Annotated in this window: 18 protein-coding genes and 1 tRNA gene; 8 read left to right on the top strand and 11 right to left on the bottom strand. The window is 66.4% G+C overall.

Features of this window, described 5'->3' with window-relative positions; translation table 11 throughout:
- Positions 1–3: 3 nt before the first annotated feature.
- The 4 genes from GLS40_RS03045 to GLS40_RS03030 form a co-directional block, all read right to left on the bottom strand.
- Positions 4–2,106 (bottom strand): 3-hydroxyacyl-CoA dehydrogenase NAD-binding domain-containing protein, encoded by a 2,103-nt coding sequence (locus GLS40_RS03045; RefSeq protein WP_160381112.1) that lies wholly within the window; start codon positions 2,104–2,106, stop codon positions 4–6.
- 181 nt (positions 2,107–2,287) lie between these two features.
- Positions 2,288–3,406: a CaiB/BaiF CoA transferase family protein gene (locus tag GLS40_RS03040; protein ID WP_160381111.1), complete on the bottom strand. Its 1,119-nt coding sequence runs from the start codon at positions 3,404–3,406 to the stop codon at positions 2,288–2,290.
- 1 nt (position 3,407) lies between these two features.
- Positions 3,408–4,082: a DsbA family protein gene (locus GLS40_RS03035; protein WP_160381110.1), complete on the bottom strand. Its 675-nt coding sequence runs from the start codon at positions 4,080–4,082 to the stop codon at positions 3,408–3,410.
- Positions 4,083–4,095: 13 nt separating this feature from the next.
- Positions 4,096–4,605, bottom strand: a complete 510-nt coding sequence (locus GLS40_RS03030; protein ID WP_160381109.1) for a DUF721 domain-containing protein — start codon at positions 4,603–4,605, stop codon at positions 4,096–4,098.
- 100 nt (positions 4,606–4,705) lie between these two features.
- On the opposite strand from GLS40_RS03030, the gene GLS40_RS03025 reads away from it, so the two are divergent.
- Together GLS40_RS03025 and GLS40_RS03020 are read left to right on the top strand one after the other, a co-directional pair.
- Entirely contained in the window at positions 4,706–5,791 is a 1,086-nt protein-coding gene (locus GLS40_RS03025) for an A/G-specific adenine glycosylase (protein WP_160381108.1), read from the top strand.
- A gap of 33 nt (positions 5,792–5,824) precedes the next feature.
- Complete coding sequence (locus tag GLS40_RS03020) at positions 5,825–6,952, top strand: alkane 1-monooxygenase (protein ID WP_160381107.1); 1,128 nt, start codon at positions 5,825–5,827, stop codon at positions 6,950–6,952.
- 388 nt (positions 6,953–7,340) lie between these two features.
- Here GLS40_RS03020 and GLS40_RS03015 read toward each other — a convergent pair whose 3' ends face one another.
- The 3 genes from GLS40_RS03015 to GLS40_RS03005 all read right to left on the bottom strand — a co-directional run bounded on the left by GLS40_RS03015 (position 7,341) and on the right by GLS40_RS03005 (position 9,874).
- Complete coding sequence (locus tag GLS40_RS03015) at positions 7,341–8,441, bottom strand: site-specific DNA-methyltransferase (protein ID WP_160381106.1); 1,101 nt, start codon at positions 8,439–8,441, stop codon at positions 7,341–7,343.
- 103 nt (positions 8,442–8,544) lie between these two features.
- Positions 8,545–9,165 (bottom strand): ribonuclease HII, encoded by a 621-nt coding sequence (locus GLS40_RS03010; protein ID WP_160381105.1) that lies wholly within the window; start codon positions 9,163–9,165, stop codon positions 8,545–8,547.
- Between the two features lie 172 nt (positions 9,166–9,337).
- The gene (locus GLS40_RS03005; protein WP_160381104.1) at positions 9,338–9,874 is read right to left on the bottom strand and encodes a hypothetical protein; all 537 of its coding nucleotides are present in this window, start codon (positions 9,872–9,874) and stop codon (positions 9,338–9,340) included.
- Between the two features lie 179 nt (positions 9,875–10,053).
- Between GLS40_RS03005 and GLS40_RS03000 the strand changes: the two genes are divergently transcribed.
- The 3 genes from GLS40_RS03000 (at position 10,054) to GLS40_RS02990 (ending at position 12,402) form a co-directional block, all read left to right on the top strand.
- Positions 10,054–10,341 (top strand): hypothetical protein, encoded by a 288-nt coding sequence (locus GLS40_RS03000; RefSeq protein WP_160381103.1) that lies wholly within the window; start codon positions 10,054–10,056, stop codon positions 10,339–10,341.
- On the top strand, positions 10,313–11,017 hold the full coding sequence (locus tag GLS40_RS02995; RefSeq protein ID WP_160381102.1) for a winged helix-turn-helix domain-containing protein: 705 nt from the start codon (positions 10,313–10,315) through the stop codon (positions 11,015–11,017). The genes GLS40_RS03000 and GLS40_RS02995 overlap by 29 nt, the downstream gene beginning before the upstream one ends.
- Positions 11,018–11,184: 167 nt before the next feature.
- Positions 11,185–12,402 (top strand): MFS transporter, encoded by a 1,218-nt coding sequence (locus GLS40_RS02990; RefSeq protein WP_160381101.1) that lies wholly within the window; start codon positions 11,185–11,187, stop codon positions 12,400–12,402.
- A gap of 19 nt (positions 12,403–12,421) precedes the next feature.
- Here GLS40_RS02990 and GLS40_RS02985 read toward each other — a convergent pair.
- Positions 12,422–12,498, bottom strand: a tRNA-Arg gene (locus GLS40_RS02985).
- A 214-nt stretch (positions 12,499–12,712) separates the two neighbouring features.
- On the opposite strand from GLS40_RS02985, the gene GLS40_RS02980 reads away from it, so the two are divergent.
- From GLS40_RS02980 to GLS40_RS02970, 3 genes are all read left to right on the top strand, one after another.
- Positions 12,713–15,106 (top strand): methyl-accepting chemotaxis protein, encoded by a 2,394-nt coding sequence (locus tag GLS40_RS02980; protein WP_160381100.1) that lies wholly within the window; start codon positions 12,713–12,715, stop codon positions 15,104–15,106.
- 370 nt (positions 15,107–15,476) lie between these two features.
- Positions 15,477–16,499 carry a LacI family DNA-binding transcriptional regulator gene (locus GLS40_RS02975; RefSeq protein WP_328598868.1) on the top strand — a complete coding sequence of 341 codons (1,023 nt, stop codon included), beginning with the start codon at positions 15,477–15,479 and terminating at the stop codon, positions 16,497–16,499.
- Position 16,500: 1 nt separating this feature from the next.
- Positions 16,501–17,709 (top strand): winged helix-turn-helix domain-containing protein, encoded by a 1,209-nt coding sequence (locus GLS40_RS02970; protein WP_160381099.1) that lies wholly within the window; start codon positions 16,501–16,503, stop codon positions 17,707–17,709.
- Positions 17,710–17,794: 85 nt separating this feature from the next.
- Here GLS40_RS02970 and GLS40_RS02965 read toward each other — a convergent pair whose 3' ends face one another.
- Genes GLS40_RS02965 through GLS40_RS02955 form a run of 3 tightly spaced genes read right to left on the bottom strand, consistent with a single transcriptional unit; the run spans position 17,795 to position 21,548 of the window.
- Positions 17,795–18,583: an FAD binding domain-containing protein gene (locus GLS40_RS02965; protein ID WP_160381098.1), complete on the bottom strand. Its 789-nt coding sequence runs from the start codon at positions 18,581–18,583 to the stop codon at positions 17,795–17,797.
- 52 nt (positions 18,584–18,635) lie between these two features.
- Positions 18,636–21,008 (bottom strand): xanthine dehydrogenase family protein molybdopterin-binding subunit, encoded by a 2,373-nt coding sequence (locus GLS40_RS02960; RefSeq protein ID WP_160381097.1) that lies wholly within the window; start codon positions 21,006–21,008, stop codon positions 18,636–18,638.
- 57 nt (positions 21,009–21,065) lie between these two features.
- The gene (locus tag GLS40_RS02955; RefSeq protein ID WP_160381096.1) at positions 21,066–21,548 is read right to left on the bottom strand and encodes a (2Fe-2S)-binding protein; all 483 of its coding nucleotides are present in this window, start codon (positions 21,546–21,548) and stop codon (positions 21,066–21,068) included.
- Between the last annotated feature and the right edge of the window lie 183 nt (positions 21,549–21,731).

The raw sequence follows: 21,731 nt of genomic DNA, 5'->3' as shown, positions 1-21,731 counted from the left end.
CTCTCAGCTCTCCTTGTTCAGATCGGCAAAGGTCCGACCATCTGCCGCCATCTTGCGCAACAGTTCGGGCACCTGCCAATAGTGCGGGTCTTCTTTCGCATATGTCTCAATTCGCGCGACCAGCTCGGCCGCGCCGATGGTGTCGGCATAGTGCAGCGGGCCTCCCCGGAACCGGGGGAAGCCGTAGCCGAAGAGGAAGACCATATCGACATCCACGGGCCGCTTGGCGGTGCCGTCCTCGACCACGCGGGCGGCCTCGGAGATCATCGCGGTCATGTAGCGGTCGACGATGTCCTGATCGCTCATCGCCTTGGGTTCGATCCCCAGCTCGGCGCGGGTTTCGGCCAGCAGCGTCTCGACCTCGGGGTTCGGGATCGGGGCGCCGGTCTCGTAGAGGTAATAGCCCTTGCCGGTCTTGCGGCCGTACCAGCCCTTTTCGCAGATCTTGTCGGCCAGCGTGCCGCCGTAGCGTTCGTCGGGGTCCAGCCCCTCTTCCTTTTTCCGCTGGCGCGTCATGTAGCCGATATCCAGCCCCGCCAGGTCGCCCACCTTGTGCGGACCCATGGCAAAGCCAAAGGCCTCCAGCGCGTCGTCCACCTGCTGCGGGCTGGCGCCGTCCTGCACGATATAGGCCGCGACCTTGCCGTAATGGCCCAGGATGCGGTTGCCGATGAACCCGTCGCAGACCTGCGCCAGCACGCCGACCTTGCCCAGCTTCTTGGCCAGCTGGAACCCGGTGGCCAGCGCATCGGGCGCCGTCTTGGCGCCTTGCACGATCTCGAGCAGGCGCATCACATGCGCGGGCGAGAAGAAGTGCAGCCCCAGCACGTCCTGCGGACGGTTGGTCATGTCCGCGATCTTGTTGATGTCGAGGTACGAGGTGTTGGAGGCGAGGATCGCCCCTTCCTTGCAGATCGTGTCGAGCTTGCCGAAGATCTCTTTCTTGATCTCCATCTTCTCGAACACGGCCTCGATCACCAGGTCGACATCGGCCAGGTCTTCCATCGCGATGGACGGCTCCAGCATCGCCAGCGCCGCGTCCCGCTTGTCCGAGGACATCTTGCCGCGCGACACGGCCCCGTCGAGGTTCTTGGTGATCGTGGCGACGCCCCGGTCCAGACCGTCCTGCGCGACCTCGATCAGGCGCACGGGAATGCCCGCCATCAGGCAGGAGGTGGTGATGCCCGACCCCATCGTGCCGCCGCCGATCACGCCGACCTTGGCCAGCGGGCGGGTGTCGCCCTTGGCCTCGGGGATGTTCGACACGGCGCGCTCGCCAAAGAAGGCGTGGATCAGGCCCGACCGCTGCGGCGTCTCCATGCAGGCGATGAAGCAGGCGCGTTCGACTTTCATCCCCTCGTCCAGCGGCAGGGTCGAGGCGGCGATGGCCTCGACACATTTCCCGGGGCTGAAGAGGTGCGGGTTCTTCTTCGTGACCATCGCCAGCGTGTCGTCCAGCGCCTTCTGGTTCGCCTCGGTCTTCAGCTCTGCGGTGCGGCGGGTGGCCAGCTTGCCGTCCAGCACGTCCTGCGCGGCGGCCAGCGCCACGGCGCGCGGCTCACCCTCGGTCACACGATCGACGGCGCCTTTCTCCAGCGCCTCCTCGGCCTTGACCTGACGGCCCGACAGGATGACGTCCAGCGACCACGGGATGCCCGCCAGGCGCGGCAGGCGCTGCGTGCCCCCGGCGCCGGGGAGCAGACCCAGCAGGATCTCGGGCAGGCCGATGCGCGCGCCCTTGATCGCCACGCGGGCATGGGTCGAAAGCGCAAGTTCGAACCCGCCACCCAGCGCAGTGCCGTGGATGATCGAGATCACGGGGATTTCCGAGCGTTCGATCTGGTCCAGCACATCGGACAGCGAGGGCGGCTGCGGAGGCTTGCCGAATTCGCGGATGTCGGCCCCGGCCACAAAGGTGCGCCCGGCACAGTAGATCGCGATGACCTTGGCGCTGCCGTCCTCGTTCAGGGACGAAATCGCCTCTTCCAGCCCCTGCCGCACGGCCTGGCCGGTGGCGTTCACGGGCGGATTGTCGATGCAGATCAGCGCGATGTCGCCGTCGTGGCCCACGCTGATGACATCGTTGACCTGGGTGCTTTCAGCCATGCTCAAAACCTCTCTTCCGGTTCGGGTCATGGGAAAAGGGGCACGCGACTCGCGCCGCATGCTTCTCCTCCCCTACATTCCTCGGGCGGACCCTAGGCACCCGGGCCGAGTCCGTCAATCTGTGGAATAGTTTTTTGCAGTGCAGAACTGGCCTGCGACGCAACGTCCCTTGCGGGACGGATCAGGACTCGTTGTGCTCGCCCAGCCTGGGGGAAGGGTGGTCCAGCTTCAGCTCGGCATCCGAGAATCGGAGGGGGGCGCGGACACCGGGAATGCCGTCCAGGTCCACCTGCATGCCGCGGGCGATGACCTGGGGATCGGCAAAGACGTCCTCCATCCGGTTGATCGGCCCGGCGGGCACGCCCTGGGCCTCGCAGGCGGCCAGCAGCTCGGCGCGGGAAAACGCCAGGCAGGCGGCCTGAATCTGCGGGATCAGCCTGTCGCGGTTGGCGATCCGCTGGCTGTTGGTCAGGAACTCGGGCGCGTCCTTCAGGTCGGGCAGGCCCAGCAGGTCGCAGAAGCGGCGGTACTGCCCGTCATTGCCGGTGGCCACGATCATATGCCCGTCGGACACCTCGAACACCTGATAGGGCACGACGTTCGGATGGGTGTTCCCGGTCCGCATCGGCGACTTGCCCGTGGTCAGGTAGTTCATCGCCTGGTTCGCGGTGACCGAAACGGCGCAATCCAGCAGCGACATGTCGACCTGCTGCCCGCGCCCGGTGACCTGCCGCTGGTGCAGCGCCGACAGGATGCCGACCACGGAATAGACCCCGGTGAACAGGTCGGTGATCGCCACCCCGTGGCGCAGCGGCTCGCCGTCCGGGGCGCCGGTGACCGACATCAGGCCGGACATGCCCTGGATGATGTAATCGTAACCCGCCCGGTGGGCATAGGGGCCGGTCTGCCCGAAGCCGGTGATCGAACAATAGATCAGCCGGGGGTTCACCTGCGACAGGCTGTCGTAATCCAGCCCGTATTTCTTCAGCCCGCCGACCTTGAAGTTCTCGATCAGGATATCGGCGTCGCGCACCATCTCGCGCACCGCCTCCTGCCCCTCGGGGGTGCGGAAGTCGAGCGTGACGCTCTTCTTGCCGCGGTTGGTGGCGTGGTAGTAGCTGGCGGTCGTCTCGCCCGCGCGCTCCACAAAGGGCGGCCCCCACTGGCGGGTGTCGTCGCCGTCCGGGCTTTCGACCTTGATCACCTCGGCGCCAAGGTCGGAAAGGGTCTGACCGGCCCAGGGGCCAGCCAGAATACGGGCGAGTTCGACGACCTTCAGGCCGGCCAGGGGGTGGTTCAAGTCAGCTCTCCAGAGCGGCGTCCAACAGTTTCTTCAGGTCGGCGTAGCTCATGTTGGAATGCTTGGTGTCGTTGATGAACAGCGTGGGAGTCGAGCTCACATCGTCATCGGTCGCATTCTTCTGGAACCAGGCCACCAGCGATTTGGCCATGTCCTGGTCCGCCAGGCAAGCCTCGATCTGTTCGTCGCCCAGCCCGGCCACGCGGCCGATCTTGCGCAGGTTGTCGGCGATGATGGCCGGATCGTCGGCGCCCAGCCATTCGCGCTGCTGGTCGTAGAGCATGTCCGAAATGCCGAAGAACTTCGTCGGCTCGCAGCGTGCGATCATCGCCGCCCAGAGGCCGAACCGGTCGAAATAGACGTCACGGTAGTGGAACCGCACCTTGCCGGTGTCGATGTAGTCCTTCTTGAGGTTCGGATAGACCGTGGCGTGGAAATTCGCGCAATGCGGACAGGTGAAAGAGGCATATTCCGTCAGCACCACCGGCGCGTCCTCGGCGCCCAGATACATCTCGGTGATGCCCGAGGTGTCGACATCTGTCGGGCCGTCGGCGCTGGCCCGGATGATCTCGGTCGTGCCGAGGGGGGCGGCTTCCGATTTCATGCCGTACCAGATACCAGCCGCGCCAAGCGCGGCAACACCGGCACCGCCAGCCATGAAAATCCTGCGGTCCATCAGGGATCCTTTCTCAACTCTTTTGTTTGCTTAGAACGTTCCGGGCCAGGGTCTCAAGCGCGTGGCGCAGCCCTTCGTCTCCCACCCCGTCCGCCGTCTGCCGCGCCTGGGCGGTCACGGCGGGATCGGGGGGCGTCATCGCCACCTGCGCGGGGCGGTGGCTGAAATCGACCTTGCCATCGGCAAAGCCGGTGGCGGCGGTCTGGGTCACGCGGATGCGCGAGATCGCGTTGTAGCCGTAGGTGGCGTTGACCTTCTCGCGCAGCTTTTCCTTCTGCATCTCGACCAGAGGCGCCAGCGCCCCGGTGGTCAGCACGGTCAGCGTCGCGCCAAAGCCCTGGCGCCCGTATTTCACATCCACCGGGCGGACCATCGCGGCCATGTCGGGGCCGGCGATTTCCTCCCAGTGGGTCAGCAGGCGGGTGACGGCAAAGCCCCGGCTTTCGCCCGCACGCCGGATGCGGCCTTCGAGAAGTTTCGAAGTCCGGGCAAATCCGTATGTGGTCGTGGTCCGTCTGGCCATCGCTTGCATCCTCGGGCTTGGACCTATTCTAGTGTCGCAGACCCTGCAAGACAGCAGGGAATGCCCGGAAAGGTCATAAATATTGCGTGACGCGACTGACATGAGCCTGCTCTCGGCCAGCCTGCTGGACTGGTACGACCGCCATGCCCGGGTCATGCCCTGGCGCACCGGGCCCCAGGCGCGCCGCGATGGCACCCGGCCGGACCCCTACCGCGTCTGGCTGTCCGAGGTGATGCTGCAGCAGACCACCGTGGCCGCCGTCAGGGACTATTTCGCCCGATTCACGACCCTCTGGCCCACGGTCGCCGACCTGGCCGCGGCCGAGGACGGGGCGGTGATGGCCGAATGGGCGGGGCTGGGGTATTACGCCCGGGCCCGCAACCTGCTGAAATGCGCCCGGGCCGTGGTGGCCGATCACGGCGGGGCGTTTCCCGATACGCGCGAGGGGCTGCTGAGCCTGCCGGGGATCGGACCCTACACCGCCTCGGCCATCGCCGCGATCGCCTTTGACCGGGCCGAAACGGTGGTGGACGGTAATGTGGAACGGGTGATGGCCCGGCTGCATGACGTCCACAGGCCCCTGCCCGCCGCCAAGCGCGAGCTGACGGCCCTGGCCGCCGCCCTGACGCCCGCCGCGCGGCCGGGCGATTATGCCCAGGCGGTGATGGACCTGGGCGCCACGATCTGCACCCCGCGCAGCCCGGCCTGCGGCATCTGCCCCTGGCGCGCGCCCTGTGCGGCCCGCGCCGCCGGCACCGCGCCCGAGCTGCCCAAGAAGACCCCGAAGAAGGCGAAACCGACCCGCCACGGCATCGTCTACCTTGCCCGCACCCCGTCGGGCGGGTGGCTGCTGGAGCGGCGGCCCGACAAGGGCCTGCTGGGCGGCACGCTGGGCTGGCCCGGCACCGGCTGGGCCGACCTGGCCGAGCCTCTGCCGGATCCCGAACCGCCGTTAGATGCCGATTGGCGTCAGGTCCCGGCCGAGGCCCTGCATACCTTCACCCATTTCCACCTGCGCCTGACGATCATGGTCGCAGAGGTGCCGGATGTCTCCGGCACCCCGCCGGCCCGCATCCCGCCCGGGGACCGTGCCGTCGTGCCCCGCGACCTGTTCCGCCCCTCGGATCTGCCGACGCTGATGCGAAAGGCATTTGACCTCGCTCAAGGCGCGTTCGACAATGTGTGACAGGTTGGAGACCAGACCGATACGGATGCCCCAATGATCGCCGCCGACACCCTCGCCCGCCCCGCCTCGGCCCTGCCCTTTGCGCTGTCGCTGCTGACCGTGCCGCTGGCCTGGATCGGCGCGACTGAGGGCGGATGGACCGTGGCGCTGCTGCCGCTCTATGGCTGGGCGCTGTTCACCTTCCTCGACGCGCTGACCGGGCTGAACGAGGAAAACGCCGACCCCGAGACCGGCGAGGCGGATCTGTTCTGGTATCGCCTGATCACCATCGTCTGGTTCCCGGTGCAGTTCGTCACGCTCTACGGCCTGCTGTGGTACGTGCCCCGGGCCGATCACCTGGGCCTGCCGGAAACCGTTGTGCTGTTCTTTGGCGTCGGGGTGATGACCGGCTCCATCGGGATCGTCTACAGCCACGAGCTGCTGCATCAGAAGAACCGGCTGGAACGCTGGCTGGGCGATCTGCTGCTGGCCTCGGTCCTCTATTCGCATTTCCGTTCGGAGCACCTGCTGGTGCATCACCGCGACGTGGGCACGCCGAAGGACGCGGTGACGGCCTATTACAACGAGGGCTTCCACCACTTCTTCTTCCGCGTGCTGCGGCAATGCCCCGGCTCGGCCTGGCGGGCGGAGACGGCTCTGCTGGCCCGGCGCAAGGCCGGGCCGCTGGACCGGCGCAATCCGTTCTGGCGCTACGCGGCGCTGCAACTGCTGATGCTGGCCCTGGCGCTGGCGGTTGGCGGTTGGACGGGGCTGGTGCTGTTCCTCTACCAGGCGGGTGTCGCGATCTGGCAGCTGGAGCTGACGAATTACGTCGAACATTACGGGCTGACGCGGAAATACCTGGGCGAGGGGCGGTTCGAACATGTGAAGCCGCACCATTCCTGGAACGCGGCGCACAAGGCATCGAACTGGCTGCTGATCAACCTGCAGCGCCATTCCGACCACCATTACAAGCCCGACCGGCGGTTTCCGCTGTTGCAGACCTATGGCGCGGACGAGGCGCCGCAGCTGCCCTTCGGCTATCCGCTGATGGCCTCGGCCGCGATGGTGCCGCCGCTCTGGCGCCGGATGATGAACCCGCGGGTGCGCAAATGGCGGGCGATGTACTATCCCGAGATCACCGACTGGGCGCCCTACAAGAGCGGGCGGCATACGGGCTGAGGGGGCGGGAGCCTCCGGCGGGAGTATTTTGGACGAGATGAAGCCGGGGGTGGCGCCCGGGGGGCGGCCTTTGGGCCCATGGCCGGGGGACGCCCGGGCTGGCGGGCGGTGGGACGGCTGCTGGGGCGGGAGCCGCGCCTGGAGAGGGCGGGCGCCCGGGATGGCCGGGGCCCCGGGCGCGCGTCGGGGTCGGGCGCCTGGGTGGTGCGCGCTGATGGGGCCGGGGTGCCGGGCGGGTATCGGGGCGGGGCGCGGCGGCGGACGGCGTGGAGGCCCCGCGCCGGGCGCCACACAAAAAAGGCCCCGCCACTGAGGGCGGGGCACAGGTGTTGCAATACGCGCGGCGGGCGCGATTGCAGGCGGTGTCTCGGGGTGGTCTGGTGAGCTGTCAGCTCATCTCGGCGCGGATCTGCTGGCGCAGCAGGTCGATCGGCACCGTCTTGCCGTCGCGCCGGAAGCACCAGTAGGTCCAGCCGTTGCAGGAGGGCGCGCCTTCGAGCGCGGCGCCGACCTGGTGGATCGAGCCTTTCACGTCATCCGCGATCAGCGTGCCGTCGGCGCGCACCTTGGCGCTGCGCTTGCCGTTGATCGAGGTGAGCATCTCTCCGGGCCGCAGCATGCCGCGTTCGATCAGCTGGCCGAAGGGCACGCGCGGTTCGGCGCGTTTGCTGCCGGTCACCTGGAGCGACTCGCGGTCGTATTTGCGGACATTGGCGAGGCGTTTCGCGGCGACCTCGCGATAGGCGGCCTCGCGTTCGATACCGATGAAGTCGCGGCCCAGCATCTTGGCCACCGCGCCGGTGGTGCCGGTGCCGAAGAAGGGATCGAGCACCACGTCGCCGGGGTTGGTCGACCCGACGATGACCCGGTGCAGCAGCCCCTCGGGCTTTTGCGTCGGGTGGGCCTTGTCGCCATTGGCATCCTTGAGCCGCTCGCCGCCGTTGCAGATCGGCAGGACCCAGTCCGAGCGCATCTGCACGCCCTCGTTGAGGGATTTCAGCGCCTCGTAATTGAAGGTGTACCGGGCCCCTTCGGATTTCGAGGCCCAGATCATCGTCTCATGCGCATTGGTGAAGCGTTTGCCGCGGAAGTTCGGCATCGGGTTCGACTTGCGCCAGATCACGTCGTTGAGGATCCAGTAGCCTTCGTTCTGGAGCGCGGCGCCGACGCGGAAGATGTTGTGATAGCTGCCGATCACCCAGATCGCGCCATTCGGCTTGAGCAGGCGGCGCGCGGCGCGCAGCCAGTCGCGGGTGAAGCGGTCGTAGGTCTCGAAACTGGCGAACTGGTCCCAGGCATCGTCCACCGCATCCACGCGGGAGTTGTCCGGGCGGTGCAGATCGCCGCGCAGCTGCAGATTGTAGGGCGGATCGGCGAAGATCAGGTCTATCGAGTTCTCCGGGAGGGCGTTCATCGCCTCCACGCAGTCACCCGCAAGGATCGTGTTCAACGGAAGCGCAACCGCTTCCTTTGATCTTGTCTTCGTCATCTTCTGCCTCGTTCCCGGCGCTGTTATTTGCGCTCGATTTGATGGGGAAAAGATGAGTCAAACGTGATTCGTGGTCAATTTCTTTTTTGAATCAAGGGGTTAACTAAACGTCTTTACACAAGATATTGTGGATGGGGGCAAAGGATCTTCTATGGTGTGGGGTCACACCAAGATCTTGAAGCGCGGCCATGTGGCTTTTCGATCCGTATCCGGCGTTGGTCTCCCAGCCGTAGCCGGGGAAGTGTTGCGCCAAATCCCGCATGATCGCATCGCGTGTCACCTTGGCCACGATCGAGGCCGCCGCGATGGAGAGCGAACGCCCGTCGCCCTTCACGATCGCCTCGGCCGGGAGGGTCAGATCGCGCGGCAGCATGTTGCCGTCGACCAGCACATGGTCGGGCCTGAGCGCCAGCCCGTCCAGCGCGCGGATCATGGCCAGGTGGCTGGCGCGCAGGATGTTCAGACTGTCGATTTCGGCCACCTCGGCATGGGCGACGCAGACATCGGCGGTGGCGAGGATCTCGGCCATCAGCGCCTCGCGCCGCCGGGCGGTCAGGCGCTTGCTGTCGTTCAGCCCCTCGGGGATGCGGGCGGGGTCGAGGACCACGGCGCAGGCGGTGACCGGCCCGGCGAGGGGGCCGCGCCCGACCTCGTCGACACCGGCGACGCGCAGGGCCCCGCGAGAGAAGGCCAGGGATTCGAGGGAGAAATCAGGAGCGCTCATGCCGCCGGGTTCAACACCGCGCGGGCCGGGGCGGCAAGCGCAAACCGCCGCGACATGCCACGGGCGGGAGGGGTATGGCCCCGTCCCGCCCGTGGATCGGCCCCGACGCTGCTCGACCGCCGGGGCCTGGCCCCCCGCCGCACCGGTGGGCGGGGGACGTTCCGATGTGTCGTCAGAAGGCGCGGATGCCCGCGCGCCGCAGGCAACCGCTGTCGTAGAAGAAGCGCGGCCCCTGGTTCGAGCGGCTGGCCGCGACGCAACGCCCCGGCAGCTGGTCGGCGAAGCGTGCGTTGCGCTGCACGCAACGGTAGCCATAGCCGCTGATCGGGCCCTGGCGCGACGGCATCACGATGCGGCAGGACTGCGGCATGGTGATCACCTGGGTGCGCCCGTGTTCGCGCCCGTGGCCGCGCCCGTGATCGCGATAGCCCGGACGGCCGTTGCCGACCCCCGGAGGCACGAAGCCGTGGCGCGGATCGAAGCGGGGCGCCTGGCCGCCGTGCGAGCCATGTACCTGCTGCGGGGTCGGCACGACCGGCTGCACGCGTTTCTTGTTCTTGTCGGCGATGACCGTGCCGATGATGGCAAGTGCGGCGGCACCGGCGATGATCGGCGCGATCTTGTCTTTTGAGCCTGCCTGGGCCGGGGCGGTGAAGCTGGACACTGCGAGCGCGGCGGCGAGGATGGTAGCGATGAACTTGCGAGCCATAACATGGGTCCTTTTCTGGATCGGTTCACATCGGCCCGGACAGCACGCCGGACGGTGTGGACCAACCGTGGCGCCGACCCCGTGAAACAGGCAATAACACCCCGCTGTTATCCAATATCGGTCCTAACAAGCCGTTCATGTTATTGAATATCCACCGGCGCGGCGGCATGCTCGGGGACATGAAACACATGCTTGCCTCTCTGGCGGTATCCGCCGTCCTGGCCCTCGCCGCCACTGCCGCGCAGGCCGCCTGTTACGCCGATTACAAGGCGAAACAGGACAACCCCCTGCGCCTGCATTACGGGGTGATGCAGGTTTCCGCCTGCGATGCCGGGGCCGCCCGCGCTGAAATCGCCGCAAGGCTTGCGGCCAACGGCTGGACGCTGCTCAATGTGCTGAGCGTCTTTGACGAAACCGGGCTGGCGCGGAGGCAGGCGAATGCAGGACAGTACTATCTCCGCTACTGACGCGCGGCGCACCGGCACCCGGGCCGTCGCCATCGGGCTGGCGGCCATCGTCGGCCTGCTGCTGGTGGCCGGGGTGCTGCTGTTCGTGAACCTGCCCGACGCCAATGCCTTCAACGACCGCGTGGCGACGATCTTTGCCGAGAACGACAACCTGCAGCAGCAAGCCGAGGTCAAGCTGCTGGAGATCCTCGCCCAGTCCGGCACCGCCTTTTCCGAGACCCTGGCCAGCTATCGCACGGTGATCTTCGTGCTGCTGGTCTTTGCCACGGCGATGCTGCTTGCCTCGCTCGTCTTCCTGGTGATGCTGATCACGATGAACCGCCGCATGGCCCAGATCGAACGCGCCGGGATCGAGGTGAACTCGCTGCTGATCAGCCGCGAAGAGAACACCGTCTACCTCAACAACCTGGGCTTCAAGCTGACCGACGCGGCGATGGAAACCCTGTCGATCCTGGCCGAGGCGCGGATGGACGACGACGTGCTGACCGGCGTGCAGATCGAGGCGATCATCTCGGGGCGCGACGACAGCGAATGCGACGAATCGGCCGGCGCGATGCGGATCAAGCGGCTGCGCGACACCCTGGGCAACCAGATCGTGAGCGAGCTGCTGGTCAAGAACATCGCCCGGCGCGGCTATATGCTGGCCGTGGGCAAGAACGTGATCCGCGTCATCTGACCCCGCCCTGTCCGTTTCGCGGGCCATGCGGCACATGCATTTCCGCATCCCCGCACCGGCGGGTCCTGGCCCTTGCCGCCATCCCGGCGCTGCGTTAGCTGGGGCATGAGGGAGGAGACACCTCGCGGGATCTCCTCCGGTCCCCCCAGATCACGAAGTGCGTCGACATGACCGATCAGACCGCCAGCGCGGAGCCCCGGCCCGCGACCGCCGGACACCACGAGGTTTCGGCCCGCGCCGTTCTCTTCGCCCTCGCCATGGGCGGCTTTGCCATCGGCACAACCGAATTCGCCTCGATGGCGCTGCTGCCGAACTTTGCCGCCGACCTGGGGGTGAACGAAGCCCGCGCCGCCGATGCGATCAGCGCCTATGCGCTTGGCGTGGTTGTCGGCGCGCCGGTGCTGGCCGTTGCCGGGGCCAGGATGCGCAAGCGGATGCTGCTGATCTGGCTGATGCTGGCCTTTGCCGTCTTCAACACGCTTTCGGCCCTGGCCCCCGGCTTCGGCCTCTTCACCGCGTCACGGTTCCTTTCGGGCCTGCCGCACGGCGCGTATTTCGGCGTGGCCGCCCTGGTCGCCGCCTCGGTCGTGCCGCGCAACAAACGGGCGACGGCGGTGTCGCGCGTCTTCCTCGGCCTGACCGTGGCGACCACGCTGGGCGTGCCCGCCGCGACGTGGTTGAGCCAGTACATCGGCTGGCGCGGCGGCTATGTCATCGTGGGTTTCCTGGCGCTGGCCACTGCCGTGGCTGTCTGGCTCAAGGCCCCGCGCACCCCGGCCGATCCGAACGCCAACCCGTTGCGGGAACTCGGCGCCCTGGGCAACCGGCAGGTCTGGCTGACCCTGGCCACCGGCGCGATCGGGTTCGGCGGGTTCTTCGCCGTCTACACCTACATCGCCTCGACCGTGCAGACGACGCTGGGCTATGGCGACACCGCCGTCGCCTTCATGCTGATGACCGCCGGTGTCGGCATGACCGTGTTCAACCTGCTGATGGGCGCCCTGGCTGACCGCAACATGAACGCCACCGCCTACATGGCCTTCGGGGCCGGCGCGGTGGTGCTGGCGCTGTTCCCGGTCGCGGCCTACGGCGGGCTCTGGACGATGGGGATCGCCGTCTTCTTCATGGCCGTGCTCGGCGGGGTGTCGACGGTGATGCAGACCCGGCTGATGAATGTCGCCGGGGACTCCCAGCAGCTGGCCGCATCGCTGCACCATGCCGCGTTCAACACCGCCAACGCGCTTGGCCCCTTCCTGGCCGCGCGGGTGGTGGCAGCGGGCTACGGCTTCCCGGCCTCGGGCTACGTGGGGGCGGGGCTTGCGGCGCTGGGTTTCGTGCTCTTCGCGATCACCCTCAGGGACGCGCGGCGCAGCGGGATCGAGTGACCCCCGGCCTGCGCCGGAGTGGTGATCCCGACAGGATTCGAACCTGTAACCTGCCCCTTAGGAGGGGGCTGCTCTATCCAGTTGAGCCACGGGACCACGCGCGCCCCTCTTAGCGTGACATCCGGACAATGTCATCGCCAGATCTGCCGCCATCCGGATCGCTAGAATTCTCGGTATTTCACGCCGGCGTCCGCCATCCGGGGCCGGCGCGCTTAAGTGGTCATTAAAAACTGGGCTGTATCGCTGTGACGGAAATCAACCGTCCCGCGCCCGACCCGCGCTGGTGACGAGGCGCGAAAGGACGGCCAGCATGACCAGCGATTCGGGATCGCATTTGCCCGGGGACGGCAACCGCCATTTCGGATGGTCCCCCCTCAGACCCCTTGCCAACATGCGGCTGGTGATCAAGCTGCCCATCATCATCGTGGGGTTGGCGCTTGCCTCCTCGTTGGCGCTGACGACCACGGCCTATTTCGACGCGCGCGCGATCATGGAAGGGCAGATCAAGGAACGCTTCGACAGCACCCTCGCGAGCCGGGGGGAGGCATTGCGCGGCCTGCTCACAGATATTGAACGCGATCTTGAGGCGCAGTCCGAAAGCACGGCAACCCGCTCGGCGATGCAGGCCTTTGCCCTCAGCTGGGTCGCGCTTGACGGGGACCGGACGCGCAAGTTGCAAAAGGAATATATCGAGGAAAACCCCAACCCGGCCGGTCAGAAGGACGCGATGACGACCAGCGGATCGGCCTCGCAATATGACCTGGTGCACACCAAGTACCATTCGCAATTCCGGTCGCTGCTGCAGGCGCGCGGATATGATGACATCATCCTTGTCGATCCCGACGGCAACGTCGTCTACACCGTCTTCAAGGAGCTGGATTTTGCCACCAGCCTGGCCGATGGCCCCTGGCGCAGTTCCGACCTGGCCGCCGCCTGGCGCAAGTCGCGGGAACTGGCGTCCGGCGACACCGCATTTTTCGATTTCGCCCCCTACGCGCCAAGCAACAACGCCCCGGCCGGTTTCATTTCGACCCCCCTGACCGGGCGCGATGGCCAGCGCATCGGCACGCTGATCTACAAGCTGCCGATCGAGGGCATCAACGCGATCATGCAGGGCGTGCATGGCCTTGGCGAGTCCGGCCAGTCCTTCGTTCTTGGCCACGATGGCCTGTTGCGCAGCAAACCCCGTGGGGAGTCGCGCTACGACGTGCTAAGCCCGCTTGAGGACGACGAACTGGTGCGCCAGATCAACCGGCCGGATCCGCCGAGCCTGATGCTGACGGATGGGTTGCGCAATCAGCCGGTCGAGTCGCTCTTTGTCCCCTTCAAGTACAAGACCGCGGACTGGACCCTTGTCATCGAGCAGGATCTGGACGAACTGGAGGCCCCGATCATCAATCTCAGGAACATGCTGGCGCTCCAGACCGGCGGGCTGGCTCTGCTGATCGCCCTTGCGGGAATGCTCATCGGCCGCGCCATCTCTCGTCCTTTCGGCATCATCGGACAGGCGCTTGTGGGGATGACCCAGGGCGAATTGCGCCAGCCGACCCCGTTCCGTGGCCGCGGCGACGATGTGGGCATGCTGTCGCGCAACCTGGAAAACCTGCGCGAGAAACTCGCCGCCGCTGCCGAGGAACGCCAGGTTCAGGACCGCCGGACCGAAGAGCAGCAGCAGGTGGTCAGGCATCTGACCTCGGGCATCCGCAAGCTGGCTGAGGGCGACCTGACCGCTCGGATCGAACAGGCTTTCGCCCCGGACTACGAAGGGCTGCGCACAGGCTTCAATGGCGCGGTGGAAAGCCTGAACGACACGGTTGCCTCGCTGGTTTCCGCCGCGCGCGAGATCGACAACAACGCGCGCGAAGTCGAGAACGCGTCGAACGACCTCAGCCAGAAGGCCATCGAACAGGCGGCCAATCTGGAAGAAACCGCCGCCGCGATCACCCAGCTGTCCGCATCGGTAAAATCCACCGCCGACGCAGCCAGCGACGCCGACCGCGTGATGACCCGCGCCCGCACCGATGCCGAAGCAAGCGGACAGGAGGTGAACCGCGCGATGACCGCGATGGACAGGATTTCGACCTCGTCACAGAAGATCACCCAGGTCACATCGGTGATCGAGGACCTGGCCTTCCAGACCAACCTGTTGGCCCTGAACGCAGGCGTGGAAGCCGCCCGCGCGGGAGAAGCTGGGCGCGGTTTTGCGGTTGTGGCATCCGAGGTGCGCGCTCTTGCGCAACGCTCCTCGGACGCGGCGAAAGAGATCAACGGGCTGATCCAGGAAAGCGCCGAGAATGTCGGCAGCGGGGTGGAGCTGGTCGAGAAGGCTGGCAAGTCCTTCGAAGGGATGATCGACGATTTCGAAAAGGTCTCTGCCTCCGTTTCGGCCATCGCGGCCGCGGCTCGCGAGCAATCCATCGGCCTTGAAGAGATCAACTCGGCCGTCGACCAGCTGGACGGCGTGACGCAGAAGAATGCTGCAGTGGCCACCCAGGTCCACGGCACCGGCAAGGTCATGGTGGCCGAAGCGGCCAAGCTGAACGAGGTCTCGTCACGGTTCCGCATCGACACCAGCGTGCAAGCGGCGGCACCACGTATGCCCAAGGCTGCGGCACCGGCCCGGGTGGAACAGATGGTCGCCAACGGAGCGCCGATGATTGCAAGGGCCAACGACCTGTCCGACGATATCTGGGCCGAGTTCTGACACCCAGCCGATCCACCTGGGCTTCGGGCCGGCACCCGGGCCGCACCAGGCCCAGACGTGGCGGGCCGCTGGCATTCCGGGTGCCAGCGGCCCCGCTATCGCAAGTCGTCATAGGTTTGCCCTGAGTTTCCGGCAGGGCCCGTGATGCGCCACTTCGACTGGGCCAAGCCGTGCCAATTGCCGTGCGGCGCTCCGGGCATGAGGTGCTGCGCAGACGGGCGTTATCCCGGGCTCCGCGCCGCTGTCCGCGGACTTGCGGCACAGCGAAATCGGGCTGCCGGCGCAATGCGCAGGAACCGGGTGTTTCAATCTCCTTGATCGCAGCGCATGCTTGCGAATAACTAAAGGTCCACTGGCCCGGGAACTCCAAGTGACACCAAAAGACACCCGCCCCCTGACGCTGCGCGACGTATCCGAAGCCTCAGGTGTGTCTGAAATGACGGTCAGCCGCGTCCTGCGCAACCGCGGCGACGTCTCTGCCGCCACCCGCGAAAAGGTCCTGCGCGCCGCCAAGACGCTGGGTTACGTGCCCAACAAGATCGCCGGCGCCCTCGCCAGTCAGCGCGTCAACCTCGTGGCCGTGATCATCCCCTCGATGTCGAACCTGGTGTTCCCCGAGGTCATGACCGGCATCAACCGGGTGCTGGAACAGACCGAGCTGCAGCCGGTCGTGGGACTGACCGATTACCTGCCCGAGAAAGAGGAAAAGGTCCTCTTCGAGATGCTGTCCTGGCGTCCCTCGGGCGTCATCATCGCCGGGCTTGAGCATTCCGACGCCTCGCGCGCGATGCTGCGCACAGCCGGTATCCCTGTGGTCGAGATCATGGACACCGACGGCACCCCGATCGACACGATGGTGGGCATCTCTCACCGCCGCGCCGGGCGCGAGATGGGGCGCGCGATCCTGGCCGCGGGCCACCGCAGGATCGGATTCCTGGGCACGGGCCTGGGCCTGGACCACCGCGCCCGCAAGCGGTTCGAGGGCTTTACCGAGGCGCTCGCCAAGGGCGGGGTCGAAGTCGCCGACCAGGAATTCTATTCCGGCGGCTCGGCCCTGGCCAAGGGGCGCGAGATGACGATGGCCATGATGGCCCGCAGCCCCGACCTGGATTTCCTGTATTATTCCAACGACCTGATCGGCGCGGGCGGCCTGCTGTGGATGATCGAGCAGGGCTATGACATTCCCGACAAGGTTGGCATGGCCGGGTTCAACGGCGTGCGTCTGCTGCAGGGTCTGCCGCGCAAGCTGGCCACCATAGACAGCTGCCGCGAGGAGATCGGCCGCCGCGCCGCGCAGATCGTGGCCGATCGGCTCACCGGCGACACCAAGGACGGCCCCAAGGTCGAACTGACGCCGACAATTGCATTCGGCGACACATTGAAACAACCCTGAGATGCCCAAACGGCCCGTCCTGTCGAACACTGCCGCGCGCAAGGTCTTCATGCACCGGCACCTGCTGGGCACACAGCCGCAGGGATCGGGACGCGGATCGGACCTGATGTCGGTGATCCGGGGGCTGGGCTTTGTCCAGGTGGACAGCGTGAACACGGTGGAACGCGCCCACCACATGATCCTTTTCGCGCGCCGCCCCAGTTATCGCCCGGCGAACCTGACACCGCTGCTGGAACGCGACCGGCTGCTGTTCGAACACTGGACGCATGACGCCTCGGTCATCCCGACGGAATTCTTTCCCTGGTGGCAGCTGCGGTTTTCCCGCGACAAGGCAAACCTGGTCGAAAAATGGGACAAGTGGCAGGGCACCGACTACGTCAGCGAATTGCAGCGGGTGCGCGAGCATATTGCGGAAAACGGCCCCGTCCGGTCCAGCGAGATGATGGCCGATGCGCATCGCGGGCAGAGCGGCGGCTGGTGGAACTGGCACCCGTCCAAGACGGCGCTGGAATACCTGTGGCGGACCGGAGAGCTGTCGGTCTGCCGCCGCATCGGGTTCCAGAAGGTCTATGACCTGACCGAAAATGTCTTTCCCCAGGCCGCGGCGCTGCCCCATCCCGGCACGGCAAGCAGCATCGACTGGCTCTGCGAAGAGGCGCTGCTGCGGCTGGGCTTTGCGACCTCGGGCCAGATCGCGTCGTTCTGGGGTCATGTCAGCCCAGCCGAGGCCAAGACGTGGTGCCAGAAGCGGATGGACGAGGGCGAGGTGATCGAGATGCGCGTGGAGTCCGCCGCGGGGGGCAGCCGCGTGTTCTACGCCCTGCCCGACATCTTCGACGAGGCCGAAGAGCTGGAACCGCCGCCCTCGCGCCTGCGCATCCTCAGCCCGTTCGATCCGCTGATCCGCGACCGTAACCGAACGGAAATGCTGTTCGGCTATCATTACCGGATCGAGATCTTCGTGCCGGAATCGCGCCGGATGTACGGCTATTACGTCTTTCCGATGCTGGAGGGCGACAAGCTGATCGGACGCATCGACATGAAGGCCGATCAGGACCGCACCGTGCTGAAGGTCACGCGCGTCTGGATGGAGGAGCATACCCGCATGTCCAAGGGCCGGTTCGCGCGGCTGGAATCCGAACTGATCCGCATGGCGCGCTTCGCCGGGCTGGAGCGGGTGGAATTCGCCCGCGACTGGCTGGACGACTGACCGCCAGCCATCGCGCCGGTCTGAAACCCGACATGAAAACGGCCGCGCCAGTCAGGCGCGGCCGTTTCGAGTCAAACCTGAAAGGTCAGCTTGCGGCCTTGACCCCGCGCCCGGTCAGCACCTTGACCAGATGCGCGCGATAGGCGCCGGTGCCATGCAGGTCGGAGATCATGCCGTCTGCATCGACCGTCAGCCCCGAGATCGCGTCGGGCGAGAAGTTGCCCGCCAGCGCCGCCTCGGCCTCGGCCCAGGCAAAGACGCCGTCTTCGGAGGCGCCGGTGACGCCCACGCCCACGCGGCCGGCGTATTTCGCGACAAAGACGCCGGTCAGCGGGAAGCGCGAGGCCGGCTGTTCGAACTTCTGGTAGTTCGAGGCCTCGGGGATCGGGAACTTGACCGCCGTCACGATCTCGTCCTCTTCCAGCGCGGTGGTGAACAGGCCCTGGAAGAAGTCGCTGGCCGCATATTCGTTGCGGTCGGTCACGATGGTTGCACCGCAGGCGATGGCGGCCGAGGGGTAGCAGGCCGCCGGGTCGTTATTGGCGATCGACCCGCCGATGGTGCCGCGGTTGCGCACAGCCGGGTCGCCGATCTTGCCGGCCAGATAGGCGAGGCCGGGAAAGGCCGAGGCCGCCTCTTTCGCCACGGTGGCATGGTTGGTCGCGCCGCCGATGGTCATCACGCCATCCGAGACGCTGACGCCCTTCAGCGAGTCGATGCCCAGCAGGCTGACCAGTTTCGACGGCGAGGCAAGCCGCTGCTTCATCGTCGGCAGCAGGGTCTGGCCGCCCGACAGCGGCTTGGCGTCTTCGGTTTTCAGGGCCGCAACGGCCTCTTCCACCGACGAGGGTTTCACGAATTCGAAGTTGTACATTCTCTATCTCCCTGGTGGGGTCCCGTCCGGGTTGGCCCGGACGGGTGCACCGTCAGCCCTGGCCGTTCATTGCTGCCCACACTCTGGCGGGCGAGACCGGCATGTCAATATGCCCGACCTTGTGCCCAGACCTGTGAAGCGCGTCGATCACCGCGTTGACAACGGCGGGCGGCGACCCGATGGCCCCGGCCTCGCCGCAGCCCTTCACGCCCAGCGGGTTGTGCGTGCAGGGGGTGACGCAGGAATGGTCCACAGCGAACATCGGCACATCTGCGGCACGCGGCATGGCGTAGTCCATGTAGCTGCCCGACACCAGCTGTCCGTTCTCGTCGTAGACGCAGTTTTCCAGCAGGGCCTGCCCGATCCCCTGGGCCAGCCCGCCGTGGACCTGCCCCTCGACGATCATCGGGTTCACCACATTGCCGAAATCGTCGGCCGCGGTAAAGGCCAGCACTTCGACCTCGCCGGTTTCGGGGTCGACCTCGACCTCGCAGATATAGGCGCCCGAGGGGTAGGTGAAGTTGGACGGATCGTAGAAGGCCGTCTCTTCCAGACCCGGCTCCATCGATTCCAGCGGGTAGTTGTGGGGCACATAGGCCGCCAGCGTCACGTCACCCCAGGCGACCGACTTGTCGGTCCCTGCCACGGTGAACTGCCCGTCCTTCAGCTCGATATCGCTGTCCGAAGCTTCCATCAGATGGGCCGCGATCTTCTTGGCCTTGTCGATGATCTTGTTGGTCGCCTTGACCATCGCCGACCCGCCAACCGCAAGCGAGCGCGAGCCATAGGTGCCCATGCCCATCGGGGTTTTCGACGTGTCGCCATGCACGATGTCGATCTGGCTGGCATCGATGCCGATCATGTCGGCCACCACCTGGGCAAAGGTCGTCTCGTGCCCCTGCCCGTGGGAATGCGACCCCGTCATGACCGAGATCGAGCCCGTGGCGTTGACCCGGACAGTGGCGGATTCATACAGGCCCGCCCGTGCGCCGAGCTGGCCGACAAGGTTCGACGGCGCGATGCCGCAGGCCTCGATGTAATGCGCGATGCCGATGCCGCGCAGCTTGCCGCGCGCTTTCGACTCGGCCAGACGCGCGTCAAAGCCGGCGTAATCCGACATCTCCAGCGCCTTGTCCAAGGTCGCATCATAGTTGCCGGTGTCGTATTCCACCGCCACCGGGGTGGCATAGGGGAACTGGTCGGGCTGGATGAAGTTCTTGCGCCGCAGTTCCGCCGGGTCGACCCCCAGCTCGCGCGCGGCCTTGTCGATCACGCGCTCCAGCTGATAGGTCGCCTCCGGCCGGCCGGCCCCGCGATAGGCGTCGACGGGCACAGTGTTGGTGAACACCGCCTTCACGTTCACGTAGATCAGCGGCGTGGTGTAGTTGCCCGCCATCAGAACCCCGTGCAGCCAGGTCGGCACCGAAGGGGCAAAGGTCGACAGATAGGCGCCCATGTTGGCATAGGTGTCGGTGCGGATCGCGGTGAACTTGTGGTTCTCGTCCAGCGCCAGTTCGATCTTGGTCACGTGGTCGCGGCCATGCGCATCGGACACGAAGGCCTCGGACCGGGACGAGGTCCATTTCACCGGCCGGTTCACGACCTTCGAGGCATAGGTGACAAAGGCTTCTTCGGCATAGTGGAAGATCTTGGAGCCGAAGCCGCCGCCCACGTCGGGTGCGACGACCCGCAACTTGTGTTCCGGGATCCCCAGCACGAAAGCGCCCATCAGCAGGCGGATCACATGCGGGTTCTGGCTGGTGGTGTAGAGCGTGTAATCGTCGCTCGCCCGGTCGTAATGGCCGACGGCGACACGCGGCTCCATCGGGTTGGCGATCAGGCGGTTGTTCACCAGTTCCAGCGTGGTGACATGGGCGGCCTCCTTGATGGCCTTGTCCACCGCCTCGCGGTTGTCCTCGACGAAGCCCCAGTCGTAACAGAGGTTCGAGGTCAGGTCGTCATGCACCTTGGTGGCGCCGTCCTTGACCGCGTCCTTCATGTTGATGACGGCGGGCAGTTCCTCGATCTCCACCACAATCGCCTCGGCGGCGTCGCGGGCCAGTTCGGGGCTGTCGGCGATGACCACGGCAATCGGGTCGCCCACGTGGCGTACCTTGCCCTCGGCCAGAATCGGGTGCTTGGGTTCCTGCATCGGGTTGCCGTGCCGGTCGGTCACGCACCAGCCGCAGGGCAGGCCCCCGGCGGCCGAGAAATCGGCGGCGGTAAAGACCTTGACCACGCCTTCCATCTCCGCGGCGGCAGAGATGTCGACATTGGTCAGACGCCCGTGCGCCACGTCCGAGCGCAGGAAATACGCGTAGGCCTGGCCGCGCAGGTTGATGTCGTCGGTGTACCGGCCAACGCCGGTGAGGAAACGTTTGTCTTCGCGCCGCTTGGTGCTGGCGCCGATGCCGTCCTTGGGCATGTCTTTCCCTCCCTTCGGGGCGGTGCGCCGGGCGCACCTTCGATTACGTGAGTGGCGTTATTCCGCGGCGACGGCGGCAACGGGCTGGCCCGAGGCGGCCATGATCGCCTTGACGATGTTGTGGTAGCCGGTGCAGCGGCAGATATTGCCCTGCAGATGCTCGCGGATCTGCGACTCGGTCGGCTTGGGGGTATCCTTGAGCAGCGCGGCGGCCGCCATCACCATGCCGGGCGTGCAGAAACCGCATTGCAGGCCGTGGTATTCCTGGAATGCCGCCTGGATCGCGTTCAGCGTGCCGTCCGGGGCGGCCATGCCCTCGATCGTGGTGACCTCGGCGCCTTCCAGTTCGACCGCGAAGACCGAGCAGCTTTTGATCTGCTTGCCGTTGACATGCACGGTGCAGGCGCCGCACTGGCTGGTGTCGCAACCGATGTGGGTGCCGGTCAGTTCCTGCCCTTCGCGCAGGAAGGACGACAGGAGCGTGCGCCCCTCGACCTCGCCCGAGACCTGGCGGCCGTTGACCTTCATCGTCACTTTCATGGAAATCCTCCCCTTCCGAAACCTGCGCGGGACGGATCCCGCTTTGGCGAAAGGCTACGCTCGCCGCGCCCGCCCACGCTATAAGACCAAGGGCGTAGGCCGCAGGACCTTGCGCACCACGGGCTTGGCCCATATGCGACCAACGGCTTATATTTCCGGGCAAGCTGTCGCTGGTACACTATC

It is taken from the genome of Pseudooceanicola pacificus, assembly GCF_009789075.1.
Taxonomy (GTDB): Bacteria; Pseudomonadota; Alphaproteobacteria; order Rhodobacterales; family Rhodobacteraceae; genus Pseudooceanicola; species Pseudooceanicola pacificus.
This window is presented reverse-complemented; position numbering and strand designations above follow the sequence as displayed.